The sequence below is a fragment of the Dactylosporangium sp. NPDC005572 genome, assembly GCF_040605515.1.
In the GTDB taxonomy this organism is placed as follows: domain Bacteria; phylum Actinomycetota; class Actinomycetes; order Mycobacteriales; family Micromonosporaceae; genus Dactylosporangium.
Genome location: NZ_JBEXCY010000307.1, coordinates 1 through 10,376, shown reverse-complemented (window position 1 = coordinate 10,376; position 10,376 = coordinate 1). Strand labels below are relative to the sequence as shown.

The window sequence follows — 10,376 nt, the reverse complement described above, 5'->3', positions numbered from 1 at the left end:
CGCGGCCCGGGCGGCGCGTCGGTTCGGGTGGGGTCAGCGGCCGGCGGAGATCAGTTCGCCCTCGAGGACCTCGGCGCGGTGCGCGGCCGGGCGGCGGGGGCGCATGAAGCGCGGCGCCCACCAGTTGGCGTTGCCCAGCAGGGTCATCAGGGACGGCAGGACCACCGCGCGGATGATCGTCGCGTCCAGCAGGATCGCGGCGGCCAGGCCCACGCCCAGCTGCTTCATGTCGATCGTGCTCAGCGTGGCGAAGATGGAGAACACCGCCACCATCACGATCGCGGCGCTGGTCACCACGCCCGCCGAGCCGGTGATGCCGTAGGCCACCGCCTCGCGGGTCGGCATGCCCTGGGCGACCGCCTCGCGGATGCGGCTGACGACGAACACGTGGTAGTCCATCGACAGGCCGAACAGCACCACGAAGAGGAACAGCGGCAGCCAGGAGACCACGGCGTCCATCGAGGTGAAGCCCAGGATGCCCTCGGCCCACGTGCCCTGGAAGATCAGCACCACCAGGCCGTAGGAGGCCGCGACCGACAGCATGTTCAGCGCGATGGAGGTCAGGGCGATGACCACCGAGCGGAAGGTGAACGCCATCACCAGGAACGTGAGGACCAGGACGAAGCCCATGACGATCGGCAGCTTGTGCTTGACGTGGTCGGCGTAGTCGACGTCGGCGCCGACGAAGCCGCCCACCGCGACCGTGGCGCCCGGCACCTGGCCGACGGTCTGCGGCACCAGTTGCGTGCGCAGCCGGGTCAGCGACTCCTTCGCCTGGTCGGAGCGGCCGGCGAACGGGGTGGCGACGTCGAGCACGGCGACCTTGCCGTCGGCGCTGAACGTGATGTCCGGCGCCTCGTCGAGCGGCGCGAACAGCGGGTCGGTGGCCGCCTTGGTGGCCAGCAGGGTGAGCTGCTGCTCGACCGCGACGCGCTGCCCGTCGGGCACCCGGACCGCGACCGTGTGCACGGTGCCGTTGCTCGGGTAGGCCTTGACCAGCCGGTCGTACGCCTGCATGGCCGGGGTCGTGCGCGGCAGGTCCTCCATGCCGGGGAAGGACAGCCGCATGCTGATCGCCGGGGCGGCCAGGGCCAGCAGCGCCAGCACCGAGACGGCCAGGGTGACGGCCGGCCGGCGGATCGCCGGGCGCAGGATGAACGACCACACCCGCGACGGGGCACCCGCGGCCCGCGGCCGGGTGAGGCGCCACAGCAGCGGCACGCGCGGCCGGTCGATCCAGCGGCCCAGCTTGGCCAGCAGCGCCGGGAGCACGGTCAGCGAGCCGAGCACGGCGACCAGGACGACCAGGATCGAGCCGACGGCCAGCGAGGAGAAGACCACGTCACCGGCGAGGAACAGCCCGGCCATGGCGATCGTCACGGCGATGCCGGAGACGACGACGGCGTGCCCGGAGGTCTCCGCGGCCATCTCGACCGCGTCGAGGTGGGACCGGCCCTTGGCCCGCTCCTCCCGCTCGCGGCGTAGGTAGAAGAGCGAGTAGTCGACGCCGACGGCCATGCCGATGAGCAGGATGACGCTGGCGGTGGTGTCGGTCGACGGCACCAGGTGCGAGGCGAGCGTCGAGAGGCCGAGCGCGGCGGCGACCGAGAACAGCGCGAGCAGCACCGGCACGCTCGCGGCGATGAGCGCGCCGAACGCGACGATGAGGATCGCGAAGGTCACCGGCAGGCTGAGCACCTCGGCGCGCTTGAAGTCCTTGCCGAGCGTGTCGTCCATGGCCTGGCTGATGGAGGGGCCGCCGGTCTCCTCGACCCGCAGCCCGGGGTGGCGGCTCTGCACCGCGTCGGTGGCGGCGTGCAGCGGCCCGATGCGCTCCTGCGCGGTGTCCGGGTCACCCTTCATGGTGACCCGCACCAGCAGGGCGGTGTTGTCGTGGGACGGCAGCGGCGGGCTCACGTCGGCGACCTCGGGCAGCGCCTTCATCGCCGCGGTGACGTCGGCGGCGGCCTGCTCCGCCTGCGCCTTGTCCAGCGCCCCGGACCGAGCGGTGATCAGCACGCTCTCGGTCGCCGGGTTGTCGAACCGGCCGTCGGAGACGATGACGTCGGCCCGGCCGGACTCGCCGATGGCCTCGTCGGAGTTGGTGGCCTCGACGGTCCCCGCCATGTTCCCGCCGACGAAGCAGACGGCGACGAACACGACCCAGAGTGCGATTGCGCGCCAAGGGTGCTCGGCACTCCACCGTGCGACCCGAACAGTAAGCGGTCTCTTATTCACGGCAATGACGCTATGGATCCGGGGCGTCGCGAACATCCGGGCTGCACCCCGCTCGCACCCGGAGAAGCGGACCCGGGGGTCTCTCAGGGTCCTGACGGGTAGGCGACCCGCCGGGCGCCGACCGCGCTGCAACCCAGCGGCGAACCGAGGACACGAACCCCTAGATGTCGTTCGACGAGCGGTACCGCAGCCCGTACGGCGCGACGACCGGGTTCCACACCGCGACGAACCGCTCCTTGGCGGCGCTCGCGTTGCGCGACTGGGCCTGCGCCTCGTCGTAGTGGCCGGACCCGCCGCCGCCGCAGCCGGAGCCCTGCACGGCCTGGGCCCACAGCACGAAGCTGCGGTCGGCGGCGAGCGAGTACGACAGCGCCTCGTTGAGCAGTGAGCGCAGCTCCTCGCCGCGCGGGAGCGCGGAGAGGTCGAAGCGGCTGACGCTGGCCATCTGGCTCTCCCGCTCGGTGCCGACCGTGCGCAGGTCGCCGATGGCCTTCTCGATGAGCGTGCAGTCGCCGACGAGCTTGATCGCGTCGTTGAGCTTCTTGCGGCTGGCGATGCTGGCGTCGAGCACGGCGTCGACGGCGGCGGCCTGCGCGCGGGGATCGGCCGCGGGCGCCGAAGTGGCGGCCGGCGCCGCGGACGTGACGGCGGGGGCGGCCGAGCCGGCCGGGGTGGCGGCCGAGGGAGAGTCCAGCGCCGTCACCCCGGCGGCGGCGCTGCCGGCGACGGTGCCGGTGTCGCGGCCGGTCAGCCGCACTACGGCGATGACGGTACTGGCGATCACCAGCACGACGACGATCACGGTGAGCGGCAGCACCACGCGCAGCCCGCGCGAGCGGGCCGGCACGGGCACCGGCGGGTAGTAGCCGGTGTGGTAGCCGACCGGTGGCGGCCCCGAGACCGGATACCCCGAGACCGGGTTCACGGAGATCGGGTTCACGGAGATCGGCGGCGACACCGGGACCGGCTGGGCGTACTGCTGGCCGGCGACCGGCAACACCCAGCCGCACTGCGCGCATCGCTCGGCGGCCGGGTCGTTGCCCGGGAACCAGCAGACCGGGCACGTCATCGGCCGAGCGTATCGACGGGTTTCCCGGACCGAGTACCACCGTGCGTACACGGTTGCGTGCTATCGGTCGGGGTATCCGCCCGTCAGGGTAGTTGCGCGGTCAGCCCTGCGGCCAGCACCTCCGCCTGAACGTCGGTGATCTCCTCGCCGTACTCGGTGACCAGCTCCGACCTGGTGTAGACGAGGTGCCCGTCGGCCAGCTCGGCCTGCGGTACCACTGTGATCTCCCCGTCGACCAGGGCGAGCGCCGGGTCCGGCTCGTCCGACCGGGCCAGCACGCGAATGTCGTCGGCGCTGATCGTCGTCGTCATCGTCGTACTCCTTCCAATTCGCTTGTGGGTGATCTGCCCGCGCTGCGCCGCACCCAAACGGCGTGGCACGGTTGCACCCATGGACGAGTTCGACGTGGTCGTCATCGGGGCCGGTCCGGCCGGATCGAGCGCGGCGCTCGCGGCGCGCCGGGCCGGGGCGAGCGTGCTGCTGCTCGACAAGGCGGTCTTCCCGCGGGACAAGCCGTGCGGCGACGGGATCGCGCCGCACGCGCTCGACGTTGCCCGCGCGCTCGGGGTGACCGGGCTGGAGGAGGGGTTCGCGCCCGTGCCGGTGCTGCGGCTGACCGGGCCCGGCGGCGGGATGGTCGCCCGGCCGCACCGGCGCCCGGTGTACACCATCCCCCGCACCGTCTTCGACCACCGCCTCGTCACCGCGGCGGTGGATGCGGGAGTCGTACTGCGCAGGCACGCCGTCCGGCAGGTCGAGGAGCGCCCCGGCGGCGTCGTGGTCGACGGGGCGATCCACGCGCGGGTGGTGGTCGGAGCCGACGGGGCGTACTCCCTGGTCCGCAAGGCGCTCGGCCAGCCGCCGAACGGCCCGGGGCACCTGGCGCTGGCCATCCGCGGCTACGCCCCGGCCCCGGCCGGTGACCCCGAGCAGCGCATCATCACCACCGCGGCGGGCTGGCCGGCGTACGCCTGGTCGTTCCCGATCGGCGACGGCCGGGCCAACATCGGCTACGGCGAGGTGCTGCGGGGCGGGCCGCTGTCCCGCGCCCACCTGCTGGCCCGGCTGGCCGAGCTGCTGCCCGACGTCGACGCGGCCGCGGCCACGGACCTGCGGGCGCACCACCTGCCGCTGTCGACCCGCCGGCCCCGCCCGGCGCGGGGTCGGCTGCTCCTGGCCGGCGACGCACTCTCGCTGATCAACCCGTTCACGGGTGAGGGGATCTTCTACGCGGTGCGGTCGGGTGCCCTGGCCGGTGCGGCCGCGGCGGCCGGCGACGACCCGGCCGGCCGGTACACGGCGGCCCTGCGCCGCTCCCTCGGCCGCCATCTGCGCCACTCCCGCGCCGCGGCGGCGCTCAGCGGCCGGAAATGGATCGTCGACGCGGCGGTCGGGGCGGCGGACCGCGACCAGCGGGTGTTCGACGCGCTGATCGAGCTGGGGCTGGGCGACGGCACGCTGAGCCCGTTCGTGCTGGGGTCGATCGCTAGGCGGGCAGGTTGGCGGCCATCGCCTCGAGCGTCCTGACCGTCGTCGCGTAGTCCGCGTCGGGGATGCCGCGCATCGACCGGGCGCGGATCCCCTCGACGGTGCTCCTGATCCGGTCGCGAGCCTCCGCGCCGGCGCTCGTGAGGGCACCGTCCGGCGTGGTCCAGCCGCGGGCGGCCAGCGCCGCGACGGCGTCCCCGGTCGCGAAGGGCCCGTCCGGGCCGAGGCCGTTGAGGACCTGCCACTCGCGGCGGGTGACGCCCTCCGCGGCCTCCGCGAAGGCCTCCTCGATGCGGCGGTCGAGCTCCTTCAGCCAGTACCCGATAGGCTTGGTCATCTGTATCACCTCTGGAATGTGGATAACTTCTGTTATGCAGTCTAGCGACTCCCTCGCCGCGATCGAAGCGGCCATGGTCACGATCCGGCGGCGGCAGACCCGCCGGGCCCTCGCCTCCGAGCACCGTCACGACGTCGATCCGGCGGTGTTCGACGTGGTCGACGCCGTGGAGGCCGGCGAGCCGGCCGAGGCCACGGTCATGACCGTCGCCGCCGCCCTCGGCGTCGCCCAGCCCCGAGCGAGCAAGCTCGTGGCCGCGGCCGTCGAGGCAGGCCTGCTGCGCCGGGAGGCCGACCAGGCGGACGGGCGGCGGTCACTGCTCGTGCGGACCGCGGCCGGGCGGGAGCTGTCCGACCGGGTGCACGAGTCGCGCCGGGCGCGCTTCGCCGCGGCCACCACCGGCTGGACACCGGCCGAGCGGGCCACATTCGCGCAGCTCCTGACGCGGTTCGTCGACGGGCTCACGGAAACGGCGGCGCAGCGGCACTGAGCGTCGATTCTTCAACGCTTCCTGGTGCGTTAGTCTTCGCGCCAGGGGTGATGCTTTGGCGGGCGGTGGCAGCCGGGACGGTGACGTCATCGAGCCTGCGCTGTCCGAACTGGCCCGCCAGTGGGTCGCCGCCGTGCGGCAGACCGGCTACCTCGACCTCGGCGCCGACGCCCTCCAGCGGCGCTTCGCCGAGCTGACCGGCCGCCTCGCCGGCGCGCTGCGCCGCGAGCCGTTCGACCCGTCCGACGCCGAGCGCGTGGGCGCGGCGATCGTCGGGCTCGGGCTCACGTCCCCCGAGGCGCTGCGGCGCTCGGTGGCGATCGCCGCCCGCCTGCCGGCCCTCCTCCACGACAAGCCCGACGAGCAGCGGGCCGGCGAGCTGCTCGGCGCGCTCGCGGCCGGGTTCGCCCGGGCCGGCCGGCAGCGCGTCCTCGACGACCAGGAGCGCATTCGCCGGGCGTGGTCGCGGGCGCTGGCCGACGCCGAGCACAGCCTGCAGCGGGAGCTGCACCACCAGGCCCACCACGACCCGCTGACCGGCCTGCCGAACCGGGTCCTGCTGTACCGCCACCTGTCCGAGACCGTCCGCGACGCCCACGGCGACGCCCGGATCGGGGTGTGCTTCCTCGACCTCGACGAGTTCAAGACGGTCAACGACACGCTCGGCCACGGCTCCGGCGACCGCCTGCTGGTCGCGCTGGCCGACCGGCTGCGCGTGTGCGTCAACGGCGCCGGCCACTTCGTCGCCCGGGTCGGCGGCGACGAGTTCGTGGTCGTGGCGGCCGACACGGCCGGCCCCGACGACATGACCGAGCTCGCCGAGGCGATGCTGACCGAGCTGTCCAAGCCGGTCCGGCTCGACGGCCACGAGCTGGCGGTGTCGGCGAGCATCGGCATCGTCGAGCAGCCGGCCCGCGGCGCCGACCCGGAGGAGCTGCTGCGGTCGGCCGACGCCACGCTCTACCTCGCCAAGGCCGACGGCCGGGCCCGCTACGCGGTGTTCGACGCGACGCGCAACGCGGAGCAGCGCCTGCAGTACGGGCTGACCGGCCGCCTGGCCGGCGCCCTCGACCGCGGCGAGTTCGAGCTGCTCTACCAGCCGCTGGTGTCCCTTGTGGACAACCGGCTGCGCGGCGCCGAGGCGCTGCTGCGCTGGCGCCACCCCGAGCTGGGCACGGTCTCCCCGAACACGTTCATCCCGGTGGCCGAGCAGTCCGGCATGATCCACGCGCTGGGCCGCTGGGTCCTGCACGAGTCCTGCCGGGCCGCGGCCGCCTGGGACGAGCCGCTGCTGATCAGCGTCAACGTCTCCCCCCGCCAGTGCACCGACCCCCGCCTCCTGGACGACGTGGAGCACGCCCTGGCCGACTCGGGCCTGCCCCCGTCGCGGCTCCAGCTGGAGCTCACCGAGACGGTCCTGATGCAGTCCACGGGCCGCCCGGTCCAGACCCTGCGCCGGATCGCCGACCTGGGCGTGCGGATCGTGATCGACGACTTCGGGATCGGCTACTCCAACCTGGCGTACCTGCGCCACCTCCCCGTCCACGGCCTCAAGCTGGCGGGGGCGTTCATGGCCGGCATCCGCTCGCTCGCCAGCGACCACGTGGACGAGCAGATCGTCGAGACCGTGATCCGGCTGGCCCACACGCTGCAGATGACCGTGACCGCGGAGGGCATCGAGACCGCCGACCAGGCCGCCCGCCTGGCCACGCTGGGCTGCGACCTGGGCCAGGGCTGGCACTTCGGCCGCCCGGTCCCGCCGTCGGACATCCCGGCACCCCGCCCCTGAGCCTTTCGCAGCATCACCGCCCGGTGCTGCCCGAGCGACCCACGGACGGCGCATGGCTGGAAACGGCCTGGAACGGTCCGTAGACGGCCCCATGGACTGGACGGGCCCCGTGGGGACCGGGAGCGGCCCACAAGCGGCCTGGAGCGGCCCCACGCCCCGCGGACGGCCCGCGGCCGGAAGCGGCGCGCGGGACCGGTCAGGAGGTGCGGTGGAGGCGGATCCAGCGGTAGCCGTACGGGCCCAGCTCCAAAGCGCTCAAGTCCCCCACCGACCCGTAGTCCTGGTCGGCGAAGACGCCGTTCGGGTGGTGGGCCTCCGCCGACAGCGAGCCCAGGTCGACCTTGGCCGGCGTCTCGCCCAGGTTGTGCAGGAACACCATCGTCCCGGTCGGGCCGTCGGCCCGGTGGACCAGCACGCCCGGCGGCAGGGGCTGGTCGATCGGGGTGCAGGTGCCGCCGCCCACCTCCGGGCTCTCGCGCAGCGTCCGGATCATCCGCTCGAACCAGGCGAGGAGCGACGTGTCGTCGTGGCGCTGGGCGGTGACGTTGACGGTCTTGTACCCGTACGCGCCCGAAGCGATCACCGGCCGGATCGGCGTGGCGTCGGTGAAGCCGCCGTTCGTGGCGTACGACCACTGCATCGGCGTGCGGATCGCGTAGCGGCCGGGCTGGGACAGGTCCTCGCCCATGCCGAGCTCCTCGCCGTACCGGAGCACCGGGGTCCCCCGCAGGCTGAACTGCAGCGAGTAGGCCAGCTCGAGCCGCCGGCGGTCGCCGCCGAGCATCGGGGCCAGCCGGCGCCGGATGCCCCGGTCGTACAGCCGCATGCTCTCGTCCGGGCCGAACTCGGCGAAGACGTCCTCCCGCTGCTCGGCCGTGAGCCGGGACAGGTCGATCTCGTCGTGGTTGCGCAGGAACGTCGCCCACTGGCCGCCCGGCGGCAGCTTCGGCGTCGTGCGCAGCCACTCGATGACCGGCTCCGGGTTCTGCCGGGCCAGCGCGAGCACCAGGCGGCCGTTGAGCATGAAGTCGAACAGCATGTGGATACGGTTGCCCGAGCCGCCGGCGTCGCCGAAGTACTGCGGGAGCGCCTCCGGCTCCACGTTGGCCTCGGCGAGCAGTACCGCGTCGCCCCGGCGCCACTGGACGTGCCGGCGCAGCTCGCTGAGGTAGTCGAAGTCCATCGGGCTCTCGCTACGGCCGGGGTCGGTCAGCTCGATGATGAACGGCACGGCGTCCATGCGGAAGCCGGCGACGCCGAGCTGGAGCCAGAACGCGAGCACCTTCTTGATCTCGGCGCGGACCTGCGGGTTGGCGTAGTTGAGGTCCGGCTGGAAGTCGTAGAAGCGGTGGTAGTACCAGGCCCGGGCCCTGCGGTGGTACGTCCACGTCTCGGACTGCTCGCCGGGGAAGACCATGCCCTGGTGGCGATCCGCCGGCTCGGTGTCGCTCCACACGAACCAGTCGCGGTACGGCGAGTCCTTCGACGCCACCGCGGACCGGAACCACGGGTGCTCGTCGGAGGTGTGGTTCACCACAAGGTCGATGATGACCTTGATCCCGCGGTTCGCCGCCTCGTGCAGCAGCTCGGCGAAATCGCCGAGGGTGCCCAGCCGGGGATCGACGCCGTAGAAGTCCGTGGCGTCGTACCCGTCGTCCCGGCCGGGCGTCGGATGGATCGGATGCAGCCACAGGCAGTTGATCCCGAGCCTGGTCAGATAGTCCAGGCGACCGATGAGACCTTGAAAGTCACCGATGCCGTCGCCGTCGGAGTCCTGGAACGTCTCGACGTCCAGGCAATAGATGACACTCTCGGTGTACCACCGCTCGCTCATGTGGTCCGGGTAACCGAATCGACGTCCGCTCAAACGCGTGCTTGCGTGCGCCCTCCCCGGACCGCGAGGATGACTCCCGGGGGGCTGATGGTCGACTTCGCTGGCGCGCTGCGTGACGCCATCCAGGCTCGTGGCCTGGGACTGGAACGTATCCAGGAGCGGTTGCGCGCCGAGGGCTACTCGGTGAGTCTCGCCACACTCAGTTACTGGCAGACGGGCCGGAGCCGGCCGGAGCGACGTGAGTCACTCGCCGCGCTCGCCGAGCTCGAGAAGATCCTGGAGGTCGAGCCGGGCTCGCTGGCCGCCCTGGTCGGGCCGCCCCGGCCGCGCGGGCGCCACCTGCACAAGAGCCAGGACACCCGCGAGCTGGGCGCGTTCTGGTCCGAGCGCGACCTGATCGTCGACCTGGCCCAGGGCATCGACACCCGCTGGGACGAGCGGCTGACCCGGCTGAGCCAGCACGACCGGGTCACCGTCGGACCCGACAAGGGCGAGGTCTCGTACCTGGTCCGGCAGGTGCTGCGGGCCGAGGCCGACGGACCGGACCGCTGGGTGGTGATCGTGCGCCTCGAGACGCTGGAGCACGAGCTGCCGCTGCTCACGCCCGTGCGCAACTGCCGCCTGGGCCGGGTGGTCAAACACCCGGAGAGCGGCCTGCTGCTGGCCGAGTTGCTGTTCGACCGGCCGCTCGCCCGGGGCGAGACCGTGATCACGGAACATGCGCTGCACAATTACCCGCCATTTCCGATGACGACCAATTACGAGCGCAAGTTCCGGCTCCCGGTTCGTGAATACGTGGTCGAGGTCTGTTTCGACCCGGACGCGTTACCGCGGGCCGTCTATCAGTTCCAGCAGATGGACGGCCAGGACGAACAGGTGGTCACGATGGAGGTCGACGTCGGGCACTCCGTCCACGCCATCGCGCTCGACTACGGGCCGGGCCGCTACGGGCTCCGGTGGGACTGGGACTCGTAGGACGCGCTGGTCACAACACCTTGGCCAGGGTTGATCTCAGCACCTTGGAGAGCAGGGAAGAACAACGGGGCGCCGGTGTGGCCAGCGCCCCGCCTCTGTTCCCGGAACTTACCGGCGTCACCATCGGAACGGCTGGGATGTCGCCGCGACGGTCAG

The 10,376-nt window shown here is 72.7% G+C and carries 9 protein-coding genes; 4 read left to right on the top strand and 5 right to left on the bottom strand.

The genetic code is table 11. The features are described 5' to 3' along the window. Nucleotides 1–33 precede the first annotated feature (33 nt). The 3 genes from ABZS66_RS57650 to ABZS66_RS57640 form a co-directional block, all read right to left on the bottom strand. Nucleotides 34–2,160: an MMPL family transporter gene (locus tag ABZS66_RS57650; RefSeq protein ID WP_354772843.1), complete on the bottom strand. Its 2,127-nt coding sequence runs from the start codon at nucleotides 2,158–2,160 to the stop codon at nucleotides 34–36. 238 nt (nucleotides 2,161–2,398) lie between these two features. Continuing rightward, on the bottom strand, nucleotides 2,399–3,307 hold the full coding sequence (locus tag ABZS66_RS57645; protein ID WP_354772841.1) for a hypothetical protein: 909 nt from the start codon (nucleotides 3,305–3,307) through the stop codon (nucleotides 2,399–2,401). Between the two features lie 83 nt (nucleotides 3,308–3,390). Further along, on the bottom strand, nucleotides 3,391–3,618 hold the full coding sequence (locus ABZS66_RS57640; RefSeq protein WP_354772839.1) for a hypothetical protein: 228 nt from the start codon (nucleotides 3,616–3,618) through the stop codon (nucleotides 3,391–3,393). A gap of 79 nt (nucleotides 3,619–3,697) precedes the next feature. Between ABZS66_RS57640 and ABZS66_RS57635 the strand changes: the two genes are divergently transcribed. Beyond that, complete coding sequence (locus ABZS66_RS57635) at nucleotides 3,698–4,834, top strand: geranylgeranyl reductase family protein (protein ID WP_354772837.1); 1,137 nt, start codon at nucleotides 3,698–3,700, stop codon at nucleotides 4,832–4,834. Here the strand turns inward: ABZS66_RS57635 and ABZS66_RS57630 are convergent. Continuing rightward, nucleotides 4,794–5,132: a hypothetical protein gene (locus ABZS66_RS57630; protein WP_354772835.1), complete on the bottom strand. Its 339-nt coding sequence runs from the start codon at nucleotides 5,130–5,132 to the stop codon at nucleotides 4,794–4,796. The genes ABZS66_RS57635 and ABZS66_RS57630 overlap by 41 nt on opposite strands. Before the next feature lie 34 nt (nucleotides 5,133–5,166). Here ABZS66_RS57630 and ABZS66_RS57625 point away from each other — a divergent pair, with 34 nt between their 5' ends. Then, the gene (locus tag ABZS66_RS57625; protein WP_354772833.1) at nucleotides 5,167–5,622 is read left to right on the top strand and encodes a MarR family winged helix-turn-helix transcriptional regulator; all 456 of its coding nucleotides are present in this window, start codon (nucleotides 5,167–5,169) and stop codon (nucleotides 5,620–5,622) included. A 55-nt stretch (nucleotides 5,623–5,677) separates the two neighbouring features. After that, entirely contained in the window at nucleotides 5,678–7,411 is a 1,734-nt protein-coding gene (locus ABZS66_RS57620; RefSeq protein WP_354772831.1) for a bifunctional diguanylate cyclase/phosphodiesterase, read from the top strand. Nucleotides 7,412–7,607: 196 nt separating this feature from the next. On the opposite strand, the gene ABZS66_RS57615 is transcribed toward ABZS66_RS57620, so the two are convergent. Then, the gene (locus ABZS66_RS57615) at nucleotides 7,608–9,245 is read right to left on the bottom strand and encodes an alpha-amylase family protein (RefSeq protein WP_354772829.1); all 1,638 of its coding nucleotides are present in this window, start codon (nucleotides 9,243–9,245) and stop codon (nucleotides 7,608–7,610) included. An 87-nt stretch (nucleotides 9,246–9,332) separates the two neighbouring features. Here ABZS66_RS57615 and ABZS66_RS57610 point away from each other — a divergent pair, with 87 nt between their 5' ends. After that, nucleotides 9,333–10,220 (top strand): hypothetical protein, encoded by an 888-nt coding sequence (locus ABZS66_RS57610; protein ID WP_354772827.1) that lies wholly within the window; start codon nucleotides 9,333–9,335, stop codon nucleotides 10,218–10,220. The last annotated feature ends 156 nt before the right edge of the window (nucleotides 10,221–10,376 follow it).

Coding starts and splice junctions, on each gene's coding strand:
- ABZS66_RS57640 (WP_354772839.1), bottom strand. CDS start 3,618: ATGACGACGACGATCAGCGCCGACGACATTCGCGTGCTGGCCCGGTCG.
- ABZS66_RS57625 (WP_354772833.1), top strand. CDS start 5,167: ATGCAGTCTAGCGACTCCCTCGCCGCGATCGAAGCGGCCATGGTCACG.
- ABZS66_RS57615 (WP_354772829.1), bottom strand. CDS start 9,245: ATGAGCGAGCGGTGGTACACCGAGAGTGTCATCTATTGCCTGGACGTC.
- ABZS66_RS57610 (WP_354772827.1), top strand. CDS start 9,333: ATGGTCGACTTCGCTGGCGCGCTGCGTGACGCCATCCAGGCTCGTGGC.
- ABZS66_RS57630 (WP_354772835.1), bottom strand. CDS start 5,132: ATGACCAAGCCTATCGGGTACTGGCTGAAGGAGCTCGACCGCCGCATC.
- ABZS66_RS57645 (WP_354772841.1), bottom strand. CDS start 3,307: ATGACGTGCCCGGTCTGCTGGTTCCCGGGCAACGACCCGGCCGCCGAG.
- ABZS66_RS57635 (WP_354772837.1), top strand. CDS start 3,698: ATGGACGAGTTCGACGTGGTCGTCATCGGGGCCGGTCCGGCCGGATCG.